Origin of the sequence: Plantactinospora endophytica, assembly GCF_016862915.1 — a bacterium.
Classification (GTDB): Bacteria; Actinomycetota; Actinomycetes; order Mycobacteriales; family Micromonosporaceae; genus Plantactinospora; species Plantactinospora endophytica.
This window is the reverse complement of the sequence record NZ_BONW01000013.1, coordinates 202,583-223,340: the sequence shown is the minus strand read 5'-3', so window position 1 is coordinate 223,340 and position 20,758 is coordinate 202,583. Positions and strand designations below refer to the sequence as shown.

Genomic DNA, 20,758 nt, shown 5'->3' with positions numbered 1-20,758 from the left:
ATGTCCGGGCGCCTGCTGCTCGTCTGCCGGCTGTTGATGCGGGACCTGCGCCGCCGCCGGACCGAAACCGTCCTGCTCCTGGTCGCCATCACCGCCGCCACGGCCACCCTGACCCTCGGCCTCACCCTCAACGAAGTCGCCGAGCGGCCGTACCAGCAGACTCGGGCCGCCACCGCCGGCCCGGACGTGATCGTGACACCCCGGGCCACCGGTCAGGCCGCGTTGGACGAGCTCGCACCGCTGACCACCCGGGCTGGCGTGACCGACCACAGTGGACCCTTTCCGATCGCCTACCTGACGATGACGGCCGGCGGCATATCCGCGCACGCCGTCGTCCAGGGCCGGGAGGCCGCACCGGCATCGATCGACCGGCCCGCCGTGACCGACGGCACCTGGGTACGCCCCGGTGGCGTGGTCGTCGAGCGTGCCTTCGCCGACGCCGTCGGCGTTCGCGTGGGCGACACGGTCGACGTCGACGGCCATCCGCTGCGCGTGGTCGGGACCGCGGTCACCGCCGCGAGAGCGACGTATCCGTATGCCGGGTGGCACTACCCGGGCAGCGCCCTGGTCGAGCGCGGCGGCCTGGTCTGGGTCGACCACCGCGACATCGCCACGCTCGCGAGCAACCAGCCGCTGTCGTACACCCTCAACCTCAGACTCACCGACCCGGCGGCCAGCACCACGTACCCCGTCGGCGACCAACTCACCACCTGGCAAGCCATCGACCGCCTCAACAGCCTGCTGTACGGCGACGCGCAGGTGGCGCTGCTCGTTGGCAGTTGGCTGCTCAGCGGCCTTGCGCTGGCCGGGGTCGCCGGCATCGTCACGGGCCGGATCGTCGGCCAGCGTCGCCGGGTGGGGCTGCTCAAGGCCGTCGGCGCCGGACCGGCCATGATCGCCGCCGTCCACTTCACCGAGTACCTCGTGATCGGGCTTGCCGCCGCCGCCACCGGCCTGGCCGGCGGCTGGTTCGCCGCACCTGTGCTGATCCGCCCCAGCGCCGGACTCATCGGCACCGTCAACGCCCAGCCACCCGCGCTGCGCACGGTGATCGCCGTGACGGCCCTCGCCCTCACGATCGCCGTGGCGGCCACCCTGGTACCGGTGGTACGCGCCGCCGCCACCAGCACCGTCCACGCGCTCGCCGACGCCGCGACGCCGCCCCGGCGCCGACGGTGGCGCATCTGGCTGTCGCGGCGGCTGCCCATCGCCCTGCTGATCGGGGTACGCATCAACGCCCGCCGACCGCGCCGCGCCCGGCTGGTCACCGTGAACACCCTGATCACCACGACTGCGCTCGTCGCCGTACTCGTAATCAACACCCGGGTGGAGCACTTCGACCTCGGCTACACGGAACTCGCCAACCCCCGCACCGAGCGAATGGACCAGGCCCTGCCCGTCGTCATCGTCGTGCTGTGCCTCCTTGCGCTCATCAACGCCGTCGTGAGCACCTGGACCGCGGTCCTCGACGCCCGGCAGCCGCTGGCCGTCGCGCGGACGCTCGGCGCCACGCCCGCGCAGGCCGGCGTGGGCCTGGCGGTAGCGCAACTGCTGCCCGCCATACCCGGCGTCGTAGCGGGGATCCCGGCCGGCCTCGGGCTCCTTACGCTCGTCAGCCGTACCGAGATCCAGTACCCGCCCGGTTCCTGGCTGCTCGCCACCGCGCTCGGAGTCCTGCTCGCTGTCGCCGCGCTCACCGCCCTCCCCGCAATGGTTGCCACAAGACGCCCGGTCGTGGACACACTCGTGTCCGCACCGACCTGACGTCCGTCACGACGGTTGTGGTGCCACTCGCGGCCCTACACCTGGATTGGAACCACTACGACGACCCTGCCCTGTGGAACGCCCGGTAGTGCTGCCAACGCCGGGTCGGGTGGGTGATCCAGCCGTCGCCTGCCGCCAGTAGGGTCACCCGATGACCGCGTACGACATCGCCGCCGGGCTGCCTTCCATCGGCCGGTTGCGGCAGCGCTGCATGGCATTGGCTGTGCTTGAACGCGTCGTCGACGGTGGGGCCGCCTACTACGCCTATACCTCCGCGTGGGGTACGGAGGAGGCGGCGCTGATGAGCAATGGCAGCGGCGACGAGTGGGCCGTCGTGTTCACCGCCGACGGCGCGTTCATCCGGGTCTTCGATCATGAGTCGGCGATGTCGCCCTACCGGGATCCGGACCGGGAGTTGTGGCCGGGGCTGCTCGACGGCATCCCGGTGGTGTTGCGTCCGCAGGTGGAGGAACCGGCGTTCTGCGACGAGTCCGGGCAGTTCATCGCCACCGCGGTGCTGTGGCGGTTGGTCGGTGACGACCGCTGGCACGCCGGCGAGGGCATCACCTTCCCACCACCGCTCGGGCCGTACGACACCACCGGGCCGGACGGGTCCGGCATGCTCGAGATCCTGCTCGACGACATCGTCGACCGGTTCGTCGAGTTCGCCGGCGACTACTACGAGATCGAGGTGGACCGGGCGGCGGTCGAGCACGTCGTTGCTCACCGGCCACTCACCGACACCGTGGTGCGGGCCCTCAATCCTCAGCTCAGCTTCGCCGACCTCAGGGACGACATCGCCGGCATCGGTTACCCGGTCGCCGTGGTGTAGCGGCGGCTCGGGCAAGCCGCTCGCCGAGCGACAGCGGACGTCCGGCACGGACCAGCGACACCTGTCGGCGGCAATCCCGTACGTCGACCGACCCGGACGGCCCGCGACGAAGCATGTCGGTTCCGATTCCGGCTGGTCGGCGCGCAACGGTTCCGGCATGAGGGTGGAGGGCGCGTTTCGATCGCTACAGTCGTCGGATGACAGCTGGAGTCATCGTTCCCGGACTCGATTACGGTCCGCAGGCACCGCTGCTCGACCTTGCCAGCGAGGCACTTTCCGACCGTGCCGTACCGGTAGAGACGGTGAATTGGACCGTTCCGGACGGCCTGCTGGACATCGGGCCGGAACCATTCGTCCGGGCGCACGTCTCTGCGGCGCTACACCGGCTGGCCGGCGCGGCGCCCGACGCCCAGCCGGTGATCATCGCAAAGTCGCTCGGTACCTATGCCGCCATGCTCGCGGCCGAACAGCAACTCCCAGCGATCTGGCTGACGCCGCTCCTGCACATCGACGTCATCGCCGAGGCGATCGGACGAAACCCGGCGCCCACACTTCTTGTCGGAGGAACCCGCGACCCGAGCTGGCTGCCTGACATCGCCGCGGCAACGAGCAAGAACGTCGTCACCATCACCGACGGCGACCACAGCCTGCGGCCACCCGGACCGCTCCGCGCCTACGCCCAGGCCCTCGGCGACGTCGGCACGGCGATCGAAGAATTCCTGTCCCGACTCCCGTAGCCGGTACCGCCATCCCACTGCCGACGGCATCGACAGCACTTTCTCCCATAAGCCCACCCCAACGACCAGGACGACGACCCTGAACCCTCATAGGCAGACCGCGTGATTGACGAGTGCGGGGCGGGTGAAGGGGCGGTGATGGTCGTTTCGACGGTCTGTGGGTGCGTTTCGCTAGGGTGGTGGCCACCGGCGGAGGGAAGCTTCGTGCAGTCGCAGATCGAACGGATCAAGGCGTGCCTCAACGGCGGTCGACGCCGTGACGAACATCCGGCGGTACCGGTCACGCCCGAGGAACTGGCCGTGGAAGCGGCCGCTGCGGTGGCCGCCGGTGCGGAGGCGTTGCACTTGCATCCGCGCGAGCGCGGCGGCGCGCAGTCGCTGCATTTCGGTGATGTGGGGGCAGCCGTCAGCGCGGTTCGTTCGGCTTGTCCGGGCGTGCCGGTAGGGGTGACGACCGGATTGTGGATCAGCGACGGCGACGTCGGACGGCGGCTCGCGCTGGTGGACAGCTGGGCCGACCTGCCGTCGGCGGCACGGCCCGACTTCGCCTCGGTCAACGTCGGCGAGCCCGGCTTCGCCGACCTGGTCGAGGTGTTGCGGCGGGCTGGCATCGGAGTAGAGGCCGGGGTGTGGTCGACCGCCGACGCGCAGCGGCTGGCCGCCAGCCGGGTGTCCTGGACCCGCATCCTGGTAGAGGTCGTCGACGGTACGGCCGAGACAGCCGTTGCCACAGCCGACGCGATCCTCACGAGCCTCGACGATTTCGGGATCACCGCACCGCGCCTGTTGCACGGAGAGGAGGCGACGTGCTGGCCGCTGGTTGTGCACGCAGGCCGGTTGGGGTTGCCCACGCGCATCGGGCTGGAGGACACCGTCGTCGGCCCGGCTGACGAACCGGTAGTCGACAACGCTGACCTGGTTCGCCGGGCGCTGGCTGCCTGGAATGCAGCCGCGTCACATCGTCGCTGACCTCTCACACGCCATGCACATCGGACCATCCGACCGTCCTTGTGACGGCCGGAGCGCCGGTCGCTCCGAGGTGACGCCCCCCGTCGGACGGCGGCAGAGCGGCTAACCGCCGGCACGCGTCCCCGTGGGTGGCGTCGAGGCGGCTACCGCCCGAGACGAGATCGCCCCAACCGCAATTTTCACCGCACCTGTCGATCAGAATGAATCGCATTCACGCAATAGCTTCGCGTAGCCGATACGAAGCGTTCAGCAATCTCCCAGGGGCCATTGCTAACGTCCCCGGCCAACCGGATCCAGTGTGGACGACCCCGATCATGACGTCCACGTGGAGATGGCGTCCGAGATTGTTCTACCTTCTCGCAGGGAGATGTGCGTGGTCTTCAAGAAGATGTTGGGTGCCTTCGGTGTCGGCGCACCTGCCGTCGACACCGTCCTGCCGAATCCGAACACCCGCCCCGGCCTCGCCCTGCCCGGGCAGGTGAACCTCACCGGCGGCGGCCACGACGTGGAGATCGAGCGCATCTCGGTCAGTCTGGTCACCCGGATCGAGGTCGACGGCGCCGACGAGGAGTACGACGCGTTCGTCGAGTTCCACCGGGCCGACGTCTCCGCCGGGCTGCACCTGCGCGAGGGGCAGGAACTGTCACTGCCGTTCCAGATCGGTATGCCGTGGGAGACCCCGGTCACCGACCTGTCCGGGCAGCGGCTGCACGGCATGACGATGGGGCTGCGCACCGAGGTGTCGATCCGGGGCACCCTCGACAAGGGCGACCTCGACCTGGTCCACGTCTATCCACTGCCGGTCCAGGAACGCATCCTCGAGGCGTTCGGCGCGCTGGGCTTCCGGTTCAAGGGCGCCGACCTGGAACGCGGGCACATCTACGGCCTGCACCAGAGCCTGCCGTTCTACCAGGAGATCGAGTTCTTCGCCGCACCGCAGTACGCGCACGGGATCAACGAGGTCGAGCTGAGCTTCGTCACCGACCCGCACGGCGTACAGGTGGTGCTGGAGTTCGACAAGCGGGCCGGCCTGTTCACCGGCGGCCAGGACTCGTACGGCCGCTACCGGATCGAGCACGGCGAGGCCGACCGGACCGACTGGGCCGGCGTCGTCGACGGCTGGCTACGCGAGGCTCTCGAACAACACCACGCCTACCGGGGCAGCCTGGGCGGCCACAGCTCCGCCGCCGGATACCCACCGCCGGGTTACGGCCACGGCTACGACAGCCACGCCCCCGCCTACGGGCACGGGTACGGCGGGCACGGGCACCACGAGGAGCACCACGACAGGGGGCCGGGCATGGGCGGCGTACTCGCCGGGGCGGCCGGCGGGGCCGCGCTCGGGTTCGCGGCCGGCATGGTCGCCGACGACATCTTCGACGGCGACGAGGAAGAAGCGGAGACGGACGAGGAGTAGAACCACCCGGCACCACTTCGTCTCAGTCGTGCTCGGGTTCGCCGGTGACGCTGTGCGCGGCGGCGTGCATGACCTCGGTCACCAGTCGTCGTACGTGGCCGCCGCGGGCGGCGTAAAGGGCACGGCGGCCGTCGCGGCGGATGGTGACCAGTCCCGCCAAGCGCAGTTTGGCCAGGTGCTGCGACACGGCAGGCCGGGCGGCCCCCACCGCCGCGACCAGCGACGTCACGTCGTGCTCACCGTCGCTGAGCAGCCACATCAATCGCAGCCGGGTGCCGTCGGCAAGCATCCGCAGCATGTCGGTGGCCGCCACCACCTCGTTGTCGGCAGGTAGGCGTTGTTGCAGCTCACCGGCACCTACAACGTTGTCGCGTGCATACATGAGCACATATTATCCGAGACGGATTCGGTCGGGAACGCCCGAGCCGCGCCGTCCCGAGGGAGCCAAGCCTGTGCGTGACCAGCAGCACGACAACAGCCACGACCATGGCGATCCGCGTCACGGCCACGACGAGGCACACGACCATGATCATGGCCATGAGGAGCACGGCCATGTCCATGATCACCAGCAGGGCCACGGCTCGTGGTGGCACAAGCTGCGACACGTACTCGTACCGCACTCGCACGACTCACAGGCGAAGGTCGACCCGGCGCTGGAATCGTCCCGCGAAGGGCTGCGGGCGCTGTGGATCTCCCTTGTCGGCCTCGGGATCACCGCCGCCGCACAGGCGGTCATCGTCGTGTACTCCGGCTCGGTGGCCCTGCTCGGGGACACGCTGCACAACGTCGCCGACGCGCTCACGGCCGTACCGCTCGGAATCGCGTTCCTGCTCGGCCGCCGGGCGGCGACCCGTGCCTACACCTACGGCTTCGGCCGGGCCGAGGACCTGGCCGGCATCGTCATCGTCGTGGTGATCGCCGGCTCGGCGGTCGCCGCCGGCTGGACCGCCGTCACCCGTCTGCTCAACCCCGTCGAGGTCACCCATCTGCCGTGGGTGTTCGCCGCCGGGATCGTCGGCTTCGCCGGCAACGAACTCGTCGCCCGGTACCGCATCCGGGTCGGACGCCGGATCGGCTCCGCAGCCCTGGTCGCCGACGGCCTGCACGCCCGTACCGACGGCTACACCTCCCTCGCCGTCGTCGCCGCCGCCGGCGGTGCCTGGATCGGCTGGGGATGGGCCGACCCCGTCGTCGGCCTCGCCATCGCCGTCGCGATCACCTTCGTCCTCAAGGACGCCGCCCGCGAGGTGTACCGACGGTTGATGGACGCCGTCGACCCCGCCATCGTCGACCGGGCCGAGGCAGCGCTGCGCGCCGTGGACGGTGTCCGGGACGTGACCGCGGTACGACTGCGATGGATCGGCCACCGGCTACACGCCGAAGCCGACCTCGTCGTCGACGCCCGATTGAGCCTGCTCGCCGCCCACGAGATCGCCGCCGACGCCGAACACCAGCTCACCCACGCCGTTCCTCGACTCACCGCCGCCACCATCCACACCGATCCCCACAGCCACCCCGGCGCCGGCCACCACCCCGACCTGTCACACCTACGCCGCAACCGCCAACAACCGACCACCGGCTGACCCGCGACGAAACAGAACCGATCGTGGCAACGAACATCGATCCCACCTACCGGCTACCGGCACGGTGCGCGGCGGGATGAAACGATGCCTCACTTGAGGGTGGCTGCCGCCTGCGCCGGCTGGTGCACTGTCTGGCGCAGGGATCGGATGCCCAGGTAGAGGAAGGGCAGCAGCAGGAGCAGGTCGGCCACGTGTGCGATCGACGCCTCCCGGGTGATCCGGCTGACCGGGAACGCAAGACCGCCCAGGACGACGAGGACGCCGATCGCCACGGGGGCCGCCCGCAAGCGGAGCAGCGTCACTCCGAGCGCCACCAACACCAGGGGGAAGAGCGGGCCGCAGGTCCAGTAGAGGGCGTTCGCGGCGAGCGGGAACTCGTTGAGACGCTCGACGGCCGTAGCGTGCGAGATGCCGAACATCTCTTCGTGGATGGACTGGATCGAGAACGCCAGACCGCCGGTCGCGCCGAACACGGTCAGCGGCAGGGCGATCGCGGCGTAGCGCGGAGCGCGGGGCCGTAGCTGTTCGTTGAGTGCGAGAAGGCCGATCAGCCAGCATGCGATCCCCAGGGCCGTCAGGGCGCCACTGGTGGCGCCCTGAGTGTCGTCGAGCCAGAAGAAGCCGGCGGCCAGGTTGAGCGCCGGACCGAGGATGAGGAACATCATGTAGCTGACGCTATGGTCGCCCGGCGCCTGGGGAATCCGGTGAGCGTGGCAGCGTCGCTACCGCAGCCGCGGTACGCCCGCGAGCCCGCTGCGGTAGGCGAAGACGACAAGCTGGGCCCGGTCCCGGGCGCCGAGCTTGGCCATCGCCCGGTTGGTGTGCGTCTTCGCGGTGGCCGGGCTCATCCCGAGCCGATCGGCTATCTCAGGTGTGGACCGGCCGTCCGCCACCAACGTGACCACCTCCCGCTCCCGGGCGGTCAGCGTCCCGATGCCCGGGTGCGGCTCCGCCGCGGACACGGCGAACGCGCCGATCAGCCGCCGGGTGACCGCAGGCGCCAGCAGGGCGTCTCCAGCGGCCACCACCCGGACCGCATGGCGCAGCTCCTCCGGGCTGAGATCCTTCAGCAGGAAACCGCTGGCCCCGGCCCGCAACGCGGCGTAGACGTACTCGTCCAGGTCGAACGTCGTCAGCACCACCACCCTGACGCCGCGCAGCCGGTCGTCGCCGAGGATTCGGCGGGTCGCGGTGAGCCCGTCGGTGCCCGGCATCCGGATGTCCATCAGCACCACGTCGGGCCGGTGCCTGCGGGTCAGCGCGATCGCCTCGTCGCCGTCGGCGGCCTCCGCGACCACCTCGATGCCCGGCGTCCGCTCCAACAGGACCCGGAAGCCGGCGCGTACCAGGGTCTCGTCCTCGGCCAGCAGCACCCGTACCGTCATCCCGGCAACCATCCCCGTACCTCGAAGCCACCCTGACGGGCCGGCCCGGCTCGCACCCAGCCGCCCAGGCCGGTGGCACGCTCCGTCATGCCGCGCAGTCCGTTGCCCGGCGGGCCGCCGCCGCCACACCCGTCGTCGCGCACCGCCAGCGACAACCCGTCGACGGCGTAGTGGACCTGGATCTCGATGCGGCGCGCGCCGGAGTGCCGCACCGCGTTCGCCACCGCCTCCTGCACCATCCGGTACGCCGTCGCCTCGACCGCGCGGGGCAGCGGACGCCGTACCCCCTCCTCGACCAGGGTGGCGCCGGTGGTCGCGGCGAGTTCCGGCAACCGGCGCAGCGTTGGTGCGGGCTGCTCCGGTTCGTCCGGCCGCTGGCCGTCGCGCAGCACGCCGACCGCGGCCCGTAACTCCGTCATCGCCTCCCGCGCCGCCTGGCGCACCGCCGCCAACGCCGTCCTGGCCTGACCGGGGTCGTCGTCCAGCACGTCGGCGGCCACCCCGGCCTGCACCGCGACCACCGCGAGCGTGTGTGCGCTGACGTCGTGCAGCTCGCGGGCGATCCGGATCCTGTCCTCCATGAGGCGTTGCGCAACGACCCGATCCCGCTGCGCGGCAAGCAGGCGCGAATGCTCCCGGCGGGCCCGCACCACCTCGCCGAGGAGCAGCGCCGCGACGAAGACCACCGTCGAGCCGTCGAGCTCCGCGTCCAGCGGACCCAGCCCGGCCACAGCCATCCGGCTCTGCGCGTCCACGACGATGAACAGGGCGGCCACCGTCAGCCCGATACGGCGGCGCGGTGCGACGGCGACCGAGTAGAGGGCGATCCACACCGGGACGGCGGGAGCGCCACCGGGGTACCGGAGCATGTGGTAGCCGAGGAACAGGACCACCACGACAGCCAGCACCACCGCCGGCAGGCGCCGCCGCAACAGCAGCGCCACCGCCATGCCGGCGACGATCGTGTACGCGAGAGCGTCCGGAGCCCGGTCGCCGGGCAGGTCCGGGGCGACCGCCACCCGTGCCGCCGCAGCCGTGAAGGCGAACACCGCCAGCCCGACATCCGCCACCCAGAACCGCATCACGTCACGGTACGCAACCAGCCTCGAACCGACATACCACGAACGTGGTACTCCGCCCGAGCCCAACCACGGCGGTTGACTTATGTGAATAATTGCATCCTTCAAACCTTTAGGGTCCCTTGCAGAAGTGTTACCTGATCGGCCACCCGTCATTCGTGCTGATCATCTTCGCTGCAAGCCATGCCGAGTACGCCAGACCTGCGCAGCCCTGCGCGCCAACCCGTCAGCGTGCCCGTACGGTCCTCGTCGAGGACCGCGCGGTGTGACACGCCCGACGACGTCGCGGACGTGTACGGACTGGTCGAGCAGGTCGCAGCGCGTTTCCCGGACGTGGTGGCCGTTGTGGACGGGGACGAGTCGCTGACCTACGCCGCCCTGTTGGAGCGGGCGACCCGGGTGGGCGCCGGCCTGCGGGCGCGGGGTGTCCGGCGCGGTGACATCGTTGCGCTCGGTCTGCCGCGTGGTGCGGCGGCGATCACCGCGATCCTCGGCATCCTGCGCGTCGGGGCCGCCTGGCTGCCACTCGACAGCGCGCACCCGGCGGCCCGGCGTACCCGGATCCTGGAGCAGGTGGCGCCGGTCCTGGAACTGGTGGACGCGCCGACGGACCAACCCGGCAGCGTGCCCCGGTCGACGTTCCAGGCATTGCTGGCGGCGGAGCACTCCGACCAGCGGGATTCCTGCCGGGCGGACGATCCCGCCTATGTGATCGTCACCTCGGGTTCCACCGGTCAGCCGAAGCCCGTCGTGGTGCCGCTGCGCGCACTGGCGCACTACTGCCGGCGGGCGTCCGGCGTCTACCGGCTCGGGTCGGGTGACCGGATGTTGCAGTTCGCCTCGTTGAGCTTCGACGCCTCGATCGAGGAGATCTTCCTGCCGCTGTGCACCGGGGCGACCGTGGTCGTGCGCGACGAACGGATGATCGGGCGGGCGGACCTCTTCCTGCAAACCTGTGCTGGCTGGGGAATCACGGTCCTGGGACTACCGACCGCGTACTGGCTCGAGTTGCTGGTGTCGTTGGATCGGGGCGAGGCGACCCTGCCCGCGCAGCTGCGGACGGTGGTGATCGGTGGGGAGGCCGTGCGCGCGGAAGCGGTCCGCCGTTGGCAGCGGCACGCGCCGGCCGGGGTACGGCTGGTCAACAGTTACGGCCCCACCGAGACCACCGTCGTGGCGACCACCGCCGAACTGTCCACCTGGACCGGCGACGATCCGGTCCCGATCGGGCGGCCACTGCCGGGCGTCACCTGCCGGGTGCTCGACATCGAGACCGGTGCCGAGGTCGAGGACGGGATCGGCGAACTGTGGATCGGCGGTGACGGCGTCGCCACCGGCTACCTCGGTGACGCCGAACTGACCGGTCGCCGGTTCGTCGACGACGGCGGTCGAGGTCGGGAGTACCGCAGCGGCGACCGTGTGCGCCGACGTCCGGACGGCGAGTTGGAGTACCTCGGCCGGCTCGACCGCCAGGTCAAACTCCGTGGCTTCCGGGTCGAGCCGGCCGAGGTGGAGGCGGTACTGGCCCGCGCGCCGGGGGTGCTGGAGGCGGCCGTCGAGGTCGACGAACTGAACGGTCGACCGATCCTGCGAGCACACCTGCTCGCCGCCGGCGGGGACGACCGGCCGGCCGATCCGGCGGTGGTACGGGAGTACGTCGCGCAGGAGTTGCCGGTCTTCCTGCGCCCGCACTCGATCACCACGCACCCGCGCTTCCCGAGAACGGTTTCCGGCAAGATCGATCGTGCCGCGCTCGTCGCGGCCGGTGCCGACCTGCGCGCCAAGGCCGGTGCGGCAGCAGACGCGGAGCAGCGGGCGACCAGCGACGACGACGTCTCCGGTGCCCCGTCCTCGGTACGGCGGATCTGGTCGGAGCTGCTCGGCGTCGACAGTGTCACCGACGACGACCACTTCTTCGAGCAGGGCGGCGATTCGCTCGCGGCGATCCGGCTGGTCACCCGGCTATACCGGGAACACCACCTGGAGATCGCCCTGTCCCAGGTACTCGCCCGGCCCCGGTTCGGCGACCTGGTGGCAACGGTCCGCGCCTCGGGTACGCCCGTCGACGCCGGGTCGGCACCGCCGGCCGACGCGGCCGTCCAGGACAACGGCGAGCTGACACCGCTACAACGTGACTTCGTCGTCACCGAACACCTGGTGGAACTGCCGGTACACACGCTCGGTATCCGGTACCGCCTGCCGCTCCAGGTCGAACCCGACCGGCTGCGCCACGTCCTGCGCCGGCTGGCCCGGCGGCACCCCGCGTTGCGGCAACAGATCCGGTTCGTCGACGACCGTCCGTGCCGGGTCGTCGCCGACGACGACACCGTCGTGCTCGACACGCTCGACCTGCGGGACGCGCCACCCGACGAGGCGGACCGGCAGGCGCGGCAGGCCCGGCAGGCGGCCACCCGCGTCCCGTTCGACCTGTCCGGGACGCTGCCGGTGCGGGCGCTGCTGGTGCGTCGCACGGCCGGAGACGAGCTGCTGCTCGTCGTACACCACATCGGCTTCGACGGCTGGTCGGCGGCGGTGTTCGGTGACGACCTCGGCCGGTTGCTCGGCCAGGCCGGGCCCACCGAAGGCGACGACGCCGAGGTCGGCGGCCGGGCGGCGACGGCCCTGGCCAGGCTGGTCGGCCGGGACGCCGCAGCCACCCGGAGCGCCGAGCTGGTCGGCTACTGGCGCCGCCGACTCGCCGGGCTCGACACGACCTGGGCCCTGCCCACCGACCGGCCACGGCCCGCACAGCGGACCTTCGCCGTCCAGCGGATCGCCCGTACCCTCGACCATGACCAGGTCCGTCGCTGGCACGAGCAGGCACGAAGGCACCACACGAGTCTGTTCGTCGTGGCGCTGGCCGCCGTGCAGGCCCTGGTGCACCGGTACACCGGGATCACCGACGTCACGGTGCTCGCCCCGACGGCCCGCCGTGGCACCGACCCCGAGACCGTCGACCTCGTCGGCCCGGTCGTCAACGTGCTGCCCTTCCGCGGCGACCTCCGCGACGATCCCAGCATCACCCAACTGGTGAACCGGCTCGCCACCTCGGTCGTCGAGGACCTCGCTCACCAGTACCTGCCCACCCCGGCCATCGTCGGCGCGGCGGACCTGCCGGTGGGGCGGGGCCGGAATCGGGTCAGCACCGTCTCGTTGAGCGTGCACAACCTGCCGGAGCCGACGACCGGTGGCATCCGGTACGCCGGTGACGAGCCGCCCGCCGCCGCCATGCTGGACCTCGCGGTGGCGATCGACACTGTAGACGGCCGTACGGTGCTGACGTTGGACTACGCCACCGAGCTGTTCGACGGGCGGACCGTCGAGGCGATCGGTGACCACCTGGTCGCGCTGCTCGACGCCGGCTGCCGGAACCCGGAGCTGCCGATCAGCCGGCTGGACATGCTGTCGGACGCCGAGCGGAACGACATCCTGGAGGGGCACCAGGGCACCGACCTGGCCGACATCGAGGTCCCGCCGCTGCACGGGGTGCACGAGTTCGTCGAGCGGTGGGCGCGGAAAGCTCCACACTCCCCCGCGCTGCTCGTCGACGGCACCACCGTCAGCTACGGCGAACTCGACACCGCCGCGACCCGGCTCGCCCACCGGCTGGTCGGGCTCGGGGCCGGGCCGGGAGTCCTGGTCGGCATCTGCCTGGAGCGCGACCGCGACCTCTTCGTCGCCATGTGGGCGGTGCTCAAGACGGGCGCCGCGTACCTGCCGCTCGACCCCGGCTATCCAAGCGACCGGCTGGCGATGATGCTCGCGGACAGCGCGGCGGGCATGCTGCTGACCCGCAGCGACGTCACGGTCCCCGAGCCGGCCGACGGCGTCGAGGTCGTCCGCCTCGACCGGCTCCCCGACGACGACCTCGACGTGCCGCCGCTGCCCCGGGTGGCGCCCGGCTCACCGGCATACATGATCTACACCTCCGGCTCGACCGGTAGGCCCAAGGGCGTTGTCATCACCCATGACCGTCTGGTCGCCATGGTCGCCGGCTGGCAGCACACCTACCGGTTGAGTCCGGAGTGGAGCTATCTCCAGGTGGCCAGCTTCTCCTTCGACATGTTCGTCGCGGAGACCCTGCGCGGCCTGTGCACCGGTGGCCGGCTGGTGGTGGCACCCCGGGAGGTGCTGCTGCGCCCGGAGAGCCTCGCCGACCTGATCCGGGACGAGCAGGTGGCGTTCTTCGAGCTGGTACCGGCGGTGCTGCGCCGGCTGCTGGACCACCTCGACGCGACCGGTCGCGGACTGCCGTCGATGCGGGTACTGATCGGTGGCGGGGAGAAGTGGCACGTCGGGGAGTACAGGCTGGCCCGACGGATCGTCGGCGAACATGCCCGCGTCGCCAACGCCTACGGCGTCACCGAGGTCACCGTCGACAACACGGTCTTCGAGGGTGAGGTCGACGACCTGCCCGACGACGCGCCGCTGCCGATCGGGCGCCCGTTTCCCGGCCATCGGATGCACGTCCTCGACCGCCACGGCGCACCCGTACCGCACGGCGTGGTCGGGGAACTCTACCTGGGCGGTTTCGGGGTCGCCGACGGCTACCACCGAAGGCCCGAGCTGACCGCCCAACGGTTTCTTCCGGACCCGACCCGCCCGGGCGGCAAGCTCTACCGCACCGGTGACAGCGCCCGGCGGCGCCGCGACGGCGTGGTGGACTTCCTGGGCCGCCTCGACGACCAAGTCAAGATCAACGGACATCGGATCGAACTGGGCGAGGTCGAGGCCGCCCTCACCGCCCTGCCCGGGGTACAGGCGGCGGCTGCCTCGGTGCACACCACGGCACGCGGGATCGATCAGCTCGTCGGCCACGTCGTGCTCCGCGACCCGGGGCAGAGCTGGTCGGCGGAGCAGATCCGGGCGACGCTCGCCACCCGGCTGCCCCGGCACCTGGTCCCGGCCCAGATCACCCTCCTCGCGTCGTTGCCCACGACGCCGAACGGCAAACTCGACCGCCGCGCCCTCCCCACGCCGACCGACCGCCTGGCCACCGGCCGCCCGACCGACCGGACACCGCTGAGCAGCGTCGAGCTGCGGGTGGCCCGGGCCTGGGTCGACGTCCTCGACCTGGGCGAGCCGGCCGCGCTGGAGCCCGACGACGACTTCTTCGCCCTCGGCGGAGACTCGTTCGCCGCCCTGCGCGTCGTGCGGCGCCTCGACGCCGAGGTGACCCTGATCGAGCTCTACCAGAACCCGACCGTACGCGCGCTGGCCGAGGTACTCGACGCACGGGCCCCACGCGGCGCCGGTCTGCTGCACCGGCTCACCCCGGACGACGCCGACGTCGACGCCGGCGGCGTCACGGTCGTCGCGGTCCCCTACTCGGGAGGGAACGCGATCGCGTACCGCCCGCTCGCGCTCGCCCTCCCCGAGACCTGGGCGCTGCACGCCGTCGAGCTGCCCGGACACGACCCCACCCGGCCGGACGAGCCGCTGCGACCCGCCGAGGAGGTCGCCTCCCGGGTCGTGGACGAGATGGCCGGACTGCGCGGACCGGTGCTGCTCTACGGGCACTGCCTCGGCGTCGCCGTCACCGTGGAGATCGCGCGTCAGGCCGAGGAGCGGGGCCTGGATCTGGTCGGGGTGGGGCTCGGTGCCGGCTTCCCGACCGCCCGGCTCCCCGGCCGGTTGCTCGACCGGATCTACCGGCTGGTGCCGACCGACCGGTTCACCTCCAACCGTGAGCTGATCGCCTACCTGCGCGGCCGGGGCGGTTTCACCGACCTCACCGACCCGGAGGACGTCGAGTTCGCGCTGCGCAACGTACGGCACGACGCGCGGGACGCCGAACGTTACTTCACCGACCTCTACCGGGCGCGGACGGTGACGCCGCTGCGCGCGCCGGTACGCAGCATCGTCGGAAGCCGGGACCGGGTCACCGAGCACCACGCCGAGCGGGTACGCGAGTGGACCCACGTCGCGTCCGACGTCGACCAGGCCGTGCTGCCCGACGCCGGGCACTTCTTCGTCGGCACCCACGCCGAGGAACTCGCCGGTGCGCTGACCGGTCTGGCAGCGCCGGACCGGCCCCGTTCCTCGCCAGCGGCGGCACCGCTCCCCGGACCGGAACCACGCCTCGGACTGTTCGCCCTGGTCACCGCCGGCCAACTGGTGTCGATGATCGGCAGCGGCCTGAGCTCGTTCGTACTGTCGATCTGGGTGTTCGCCCACACCGGCTCGGTGGGTGCGTTCGCGGTGCTGAGCGCCATCGCGGTGCTCCCCGGTGTCCTGATCGGACCGGTCGGCGGGGCCGTCGCCGACCGCTGGGACCGCCGCCGGGTGATGATCGCCAGTGACGTCGGCTCCGCCCTCGCCGTGGCCGGGGTGGCGCTGCTCGTCCTGCTCGACGGCCTGGCGCTCTGGCACGTCTTCCTCGCCGTCACGATCACGTCGGTGGCCGGGGCGTTCCAACGTCCGGCGTACCTCGCCGCCGTCGCGCAGATGGTGCCGAAGCGCTACCTCGGGCACGCGAACGGGATCAGCCAGCTCGGTGTGGGCATCAGCGCGGTCTTCGGCCCGCTGCTCGGTGCGGCCCTGTACGCGCTGGTCGACGTCACGGGGGTACTCCTGGTGGACCTCGCGACGTTCCTGGTCGGAGTCGCCACACTGCTGTGGGCGAGGATCCCGGACCTCGCCTTCCGCCGCCGTGAGGAGAACTTCCGTACCGAGATCTCCCGGGGTTGGGCCTACATCGTCCGCCGCCCCGGCCTCCGGGCCGCGATGTGGTTCTTCACCGTCGACCAGCTACTGTTCGCCCTCGGCTTCGCGGTGGTCACCCCGATGCTGCTGATCAAGCACTCGCCCGCGGCGGCCGGGTTCGCGCTCGGCGCGGGTGGCGTCGGCGGGCTGGTCGGCGCGCTCGTGATGGGTCTCTGGGGCGGCACCAGGCGTCGGATGGACGGCGTGCTGCTCGCCATGGCCGCCGCGAGCCTGGCGATGGCGCTGGCGGGTCTGGTTCCCACGGCGTGGTGCGCGACGGTCGGCATGTTCGGTCTGGCCCTCGGGGTCGCGGTGGCCGAGGCCCACTTCATCGCCATGATCCAGACCAAGGTCGGTTTCGAGTTGCAGGGCCGGGTCCTGGCGCTCTTCCTGTCGGTCATGATGCTGGCCACGCCGCTCGGCTACCTCGTCGTCGCCCCGCTGGCCGACACCTGGATACGCCCGTTGCTCGAACCGGGCGGGGCACTCGCCTCGTCGGTGGGGGCGGTACTCGGCACCGGACCCGGCCGGGGCCTCGCGTTCCTGGTGGTGCTCAGCGGACTCGCCCAGTTGGCATGGGCGTACCGGGGGTGGCGCAACCCGGTGCTGCGCAACCTCGAGGACGACCTGCCCGACGCCCTGCCGCCGGCCCGGCTCGGTGACCGGGACGAGATGCAGCGCCTCGCGGACGAGCAGTTGGCCGCCCGTGTCTAGCCCGCGAACATCCGCCGCGACCGTCGACATCTCCGCGCTGCTGCCCGGCGCGCGGGTGCTGGCCCGCGACGAGAGCCGGTACGCCTCGGGCAGCCACAAGCAGCCGTCCGCGCAGGCCGTGGCCGCCCACGCCCGTGCCCTCGGATACGACCACGTCGTGATCACCAGTTGCGGCAACTACGGCCGGGCGATGGCGGTGGCGGCCCGGGCCAGCGGCCTCGAATGCACGGTGCTGATGCCCTCGGTCGGCAACGACGGCGGCGCGGACATCCGCCGGCTGGGCGCGCGGACGGTGATCGTCGAGGGCACCTACGAGGAGGTCCACGACCAGACTCCCCGGTACGCGGCGCGACTCGGTGCCGCCGACGGCAACGTCGACGGCCCCTTCGCCGCTGCGGTGCTCTCCGGTGCCGGCGACGTCGTCGAGGCACTGCACCACGAGTTGGACCGGCCTCCGGCGACGTTGTGGGTCCCGGTCGGCAACGGCACCACCCTGGCCGGCATCGGCCGCCGGGCACGGGCCCTCGGCTGGCCGACCGTCCTGCACGGCGTCACCTGCCTCGACAACAACCCGGTCGGCACCAGTTGGCCCGGCGAATACACCCCGCTCATCCCGCACCGGCTGGTGACGACCGCCGTCAACATGCCGCTGGCGAGCTGGCACTCGCTGCACGGCCCGGAGGCGATGGCCGTGCTGCGCGAGGTGGGCGGCCAGGTCCACGGCGTCGACGACGACGCGATGGTCAAGGCGGCAACCGTCCTGGCCGACCACCACCTGTACCCCACACCGGGCGGTGCGGTCGCGCTCGCGGGCCTGCTCGCGCACGCCGCCCGCGAACCACTCGGACCCGGGAGCCACGTCGTGCTTCTCGGCGGGCGAGAAGCCCATGACGAACTCCAGGAGGACCCACGATGAACGCCACCACCGGCAATCACCAACTCGACGATCTCGTCACCTTCTACATGCGCGAACTCGACGACCGGAAGAGCATCTTCGACGTCTGGGAGCGCGGCGAGGCGTACGGCGACTCGGTCACCCCGGCGACGTGGTCCCCCGAGTACCGGCGGTGGATCGGACAGCTCCTCGTCGACGCGCTCGACGGCGACCCGGCCGGCGTACTCAGCCTCGGCAGCGGCAACGCGGCCGTGGAGGCGGACCTGGTCGCCGCCGGCCACCGGGTACTCGCCGTCGACGCGCTGCCCAGGGCGGTCGAACTCGCCACCGCGAAGGGCGTGCCGGCGGTCTGCGCCGACCTGACCCGGTGGGCTCCCGAGGACGACTTCGCCGTCGTCTACCTGGACGGGGTCCTGGGCCACCTGCACGCGTCGGGTGCGGTCGGACCCGTGCTGGCCCGGGTACACGACTGGCTCGACCGTGCGGAACGGCCCGGCACGCTGGTCGTCTCCAACGACGGCCCGCCGTCCGACGCGGCAGCCTGTCCCGCCCCGGGCGTCAACGGGTTCCACTGGCTGTCCGTGGACTACCTGGTGGACGCGGCGTACGCGGCGGGCTTCGCCTCGGCCACCGGCCTGACCTACCGCTACCACCGTCCCATCTCCGGTGAGCGGATCCGCTCGGTCGCCGTGGCCCGGGCCCGGTGAGCGACCCGGCCCCGGGTCCGTGGAGCCGTGCCGGGGCGCTGGCCCTCGCGGCTGCGTCGGGGCATCCGGTACTCGACCTCTCCCTCGGGATACCGCCCGATTCGCCGCCCGCACTGGCGATGGCCGGGCCGGAACCGTCGGATCTGACGAACTATCCGGCCACCGCAGGATCGCCGCGATTCCGGGCCGCCGGCCGCGACTACCTCGCCCGCCGGTTCGGTGTCGCGGTGCCCGTCGACGCGGTGGCGCCCTGCGTCGGCGCCAAGGAGTGCGTGGCGACGCTGCCGGCGCTGCTGCGCCACCGCACCACAGGACACCGGGACACCGTGCTCGTACCGGCGCTGAGTTACCCGCCCTACCGTGCGGGCGCGGAGTTCGCCGGGCTGCGGGTGTGGCGGGTGCCGACCGACGAGCAGGGGCGGATGGACGTCGCGGCCCTGCCGACCGAGGTCGCCGAGCGGGCGGTGTGCCTGTTCGTCACCAGTCCGGGCAACCCGACCGGCCTGTCGGAGCCGCTGCCGGTGATCGCCGAGTGGGGACGGCGGCACGACGTCCCGGTGGTCAGCGACGAGGCGTACGCGGAACTGTGCTGGGCCGGTCCGCCCCGGACCGTACTCGCCACCGGGATCGCCGGTGTGCTCGCCGTACACAGTCTGTCGAAGCGTTCGCACGTCCCCGGCCTGCGGGTCGGGCTCCTCGCCGGCGACCCCGAACTGGTCCGCACGGTGGTCGGGTGGCGCCGGGAGGTGGGTCTGATTTCACCCGGGCCGGCTCAGCGGGTCGCGGCCGACCTGCTGGCCGACGACGCCCACGCCGACGTGCAGCGGGAGCGCCACCAGCACCGGGTGCACGGGCTGGTCACGCTGCTGCGGGACATCGGCGTCGAGTGCCGACCACCCGAGGGCGGCATGTTCGTCTGGGCCCGGGCGCCCGAAGGATCCGGTCGACAGTGGGCCGACCGCCTCGCCGCCGAGTACGCAATCGTGACGACTCCCGGCGACGTCTACGGACCCACCGGTGCCGACCACGTACGGCTGGCCGCGGTCGTCGACCCCGCCCTGCTCCGGGAACGACTCGCTCCCGTCCGTTCCCGTTTTCCCGCCGACCAGGAGAAGAGCCGCCGGTGACCGACCTGACCAGCCCCGTACCAGCCGAGATCGACGAGTTGTGGGAGCGGCGCGACAGCCTCACCCCGGACGACGGCCAAGCGCGCGAGATCGTGGTCGCCGCCGTCGACCTCCTCGACCGTGGCGAGGCCCGGGTCTTCCACCTCGACCCCGACACCGGCTCGGTGCACTCCGACGAGCGCGCCCGACGGGCGATCATCCTCTGCTTCCGGGTCCTCGACCTGCGGCCGACGGAGGCGGGTCCGTTCCACCACCACGACCGCCTACCCCTCAAGAGCGACTTTCCCGGGGTCCGTGTCGTACCCGGGGCGATCGCCCGCTGGGGCAGCCACCTCGAGCCCGGGGTGGTACTCATGCCGAGTTTCGTCAACATCGGCGCCCACGTCGGCGCCCGGACGATGGTCGACACCTGGGCCACCGTCGGCTCCTGCGCACAGATCGGCCGCGACGTCCACCTCTCCGGCGGCGTCGGGATCGGCGGTGTCCTCGAACCCGCCGGCGCGGTCCCGGTCGTCGTGGAAGACCACGCGTTCGTGGGCTCCCGCGCCATCCTCGTCGAGGGCGCCCGGGTACGGACCGGTGCCAAGCTCGGCGCCGGTGTCCTGCTGACCGGCCGGACCCGGGTCTTCGACAGCCTCACCGGCGACGAGTTGCCCCGAGGCGAGGCGCCCGCATGGTCGGTGTGCGTGGCCGCCACCTACCCCCGGCAGCATCCCGGTGGCGAGTTCGGCGCGCCCTGCCTGCTCGTCATCCACCGCCTGGCACCGGGGGAAACCCCGGACGCACTCGCGCTCCAGGACGTCTTCCGGGCACACGACACCGCCGGCTGAGCATCCGAGCGTCA

The 20,758-nt window shown here is 71.7% G+C and carries 15 protein-coding genes; 11 read left to right on the top strand and 4 right to left on the bottom strand.

The window, feature by feature from the left end; translation table 11 throughout:
* The 5 genes from Pen02_RS13970 (at window position 1) to Pen02_RS13950 (ending at window position 5,719) form a co-directional block, all read left to right on the top strand.
* Window positions 1–1,764, top strand: a complete 1,764-nt coding sequence (locus Pen02_RS13970; RefSeq protein WP_203866427.1) for an FtsX-like permease family protein — start codon at window positions 1–3, stop codon at window positions 1,762–1,764.
* 151 nt (window positions 1,765–1,915) lie between these two features.
* Window positions 1,916–2,596, top strand: coding sequence for a hypothetical protein (locus Pen02_RS13965; protein ID WP_203866426.1), 681 nt, complete (start codon window positions 1,916–1,918; stop codon window positions 2,594–2,596).
* Between the two features lie 197 nt (window positions 2,597–2,793).
* Entirely contained in the window at window positions 2,794–3,333 is a 540-nt protein-coding gene (locus tag Pen02_RS13960; protein ID WP_203866425.1) for an alpha/beta hydrolase, read from the top strand.
* Between the two features lie 204 nt (window positions 3,334–3,537).
* Entirely contained in the window at window positions 3,538–4,302 is a 765-nt protein-coding gene (locus Pen02_RS13955; protein WP_239140642.1) for a 3-keto-5-aminohexanoate cleavage protein, read from the top strand.
* 373 nt (window positions 4,303–4,675) lie between these two features.
* Entirely contained in the window at window positions 4,676–5,719 is a 1,044-nt protein-coding gene (locus Pen02_RS13950) for a sporulation protein (protein WP_203866424.1), read from the top strand.
* A 22-nt stretch (window positions 5,720–5,741) separates the two neighbouring features.
* Here the strand turns inward: Pen02_RS13950 and Pen02_RS13945 are convergent, their stop codons facing one another.
* Window positions 5,742–6,101 (bottom strand): ArsR/SmtB family transcription factor, encoded by a 360-nt coding sequence (locus tag Pen02_RS13945; protein ID WP_203866423.1) that lies wholly within the window; start codon window positions 6,099–6,101, stop codon window positions 5,742–5,744.
* Window positions 6,102–6,171: 70 nt separating this feature from the next.
* Between Pen02_RS13945 and Pen02_RS13940 the strand changes: the two genes are divergently transcribed.
* Window positions 6,172–7,302: a cation diffusion facilitator family transporter gene (locus tag Pen02_RS13940; protein WP_239140638.1), complete on the top strand. Its 1,131-nt coding sequence runs from the start codon at window positions 6,172–6,174 to the stop codon at window positions 7,300–7,302.
* An 89-nt stretch (window positions 7,303–7,391) separates the two neighbouring features.
* Here the strand turns inward: Pen02_RS13940 and Pen02_RS13935 are convergent, their stop codons facing one another.
* Genes Pen02_RS13935 through Pen02_RS13925 form a run of 3 tightly spaced genes read right to left on the bottom strand, consistent with a single transcriptional unit; the run spans window position 7,392 to window position 9,769 of the window.
* A complete protein-coding gene (locus tag Pen02_RS13935; RefSeq protein WP_239140637.1) occupies window positions 7,392–7,967 on the bottom strand; it encodes a hypothetical protein in 576 nt (191 codons plus the stop codon).
* A 57-nt stretch (window positions 7,968–8,024) separates the two neighbouring features.
* Window positions 8,025–8,687: a response regulator transcription factor gene (locus Pen02_RS13930; RefSeq protein ID WP_203866421.1), complete on the bottom strand. Its 663-nt coding sequence runs from the start codon at window positions 8,685–8,687 to the stop codon at window positions 8,025–8,027.
* Entirely contained in the window at window positions 8,684–9,769 is a 1,086-nt protein-coding gene (locus Pen02_RS13925) for a sensor histidine kinase (RefSeq protein WP_203866420.1), read from the bottom strand. Before Pen02_RS13925 ends, Pen02_RS13930 begins: the two co-directional genes overlap by 4 nt.
* A 228-nt stretch (window positions 9,770–9,997) precedes the next feature.
* On the opposite strand from Pen02_RS13925, the gene Pen02_RS13920 reads away from it, so the two are divergent.
* Genes Pen02_RS13920 through Pen02_RS13900 form a run of 5 tightly spaced genes read left to right on the top strand, consistent with a single transcriptional unit; the run spans window position 9,998 to window position 20,744 of the window.
* On the top strand, window positions 9,998–17,185 hold the full coding sequence (locus tag Pen02_RS13920) for a non-ribosomal peptide synthetase/MFS transporter (RefSeq protein WP_203866419.1): 7,188 nt from the start codon (window positions 9,998–10,000) through the stop codon (window positions 17,183–17,185).
* The gene (locus Pen02_RS13915; RefSeq protein ID WP_203866418.1) at window positions 17,178–18,101 is read left to right on the top strand and encodes a pyridoxal-phosphate dependent enzyme; all 924 of its coding nucleotides are present in this window, start codon (window positions 17,178–17,180) and stop codon (window positions 18,099–18,101) included. The genes Pen02_RS13920 and Pen02_RS13915 overlap by 8 nt, the downstream gene beginning before the upstream one ends.
* Window positions 18,098–18,787, top strand: coding sequence for a class I SAM-dependent methyltransferase (locus tag Pen02_RS13910; RefSeq protein WP_203866417.1), 690 nt, complete (start codon window positions 18,098–18,100; stop codon window positions 18,785–18,787). Before Pen02_RS13915 ends, Pen02_RS13910 begins: the two co-directional genes overlap by 4 nt.
* Window positions 18,784–19,914 (top strand): pyridoxal phosphate-dependent aminotransferase, encoded by a 1,131-nt coding sequence (locus tag Pen02_RS13905; RefSeq protein WP_203866416.1) that lies wholly within the window; start codon window positions 18,784–18,786, stop codon window positions 19,912–19,914. The genes Pen02_RS13910 and Pen02_RS13905 overlap by 4 nt, the downstream gene beginning before the upstream one ends.
* A complete protein-coding gene (locus Pen02_RS13900; protein ID WP_203866415.1) occupies window positions 19,911–20,744 on the top strand; it encodes a 2,3,4,5-tetrahydropyridine-2,6-dicarboxylate N-succinyltransferase in 834 nt (277 codons plus the stop codon). Before Pen02_RS13905 ends, Pen02_RS13900 begins: the two co-directional genes overlap by 4 nt.
* The last annotated feature ends 14 nt before the right edge of the window (window positions 20,745–20,758 follow it).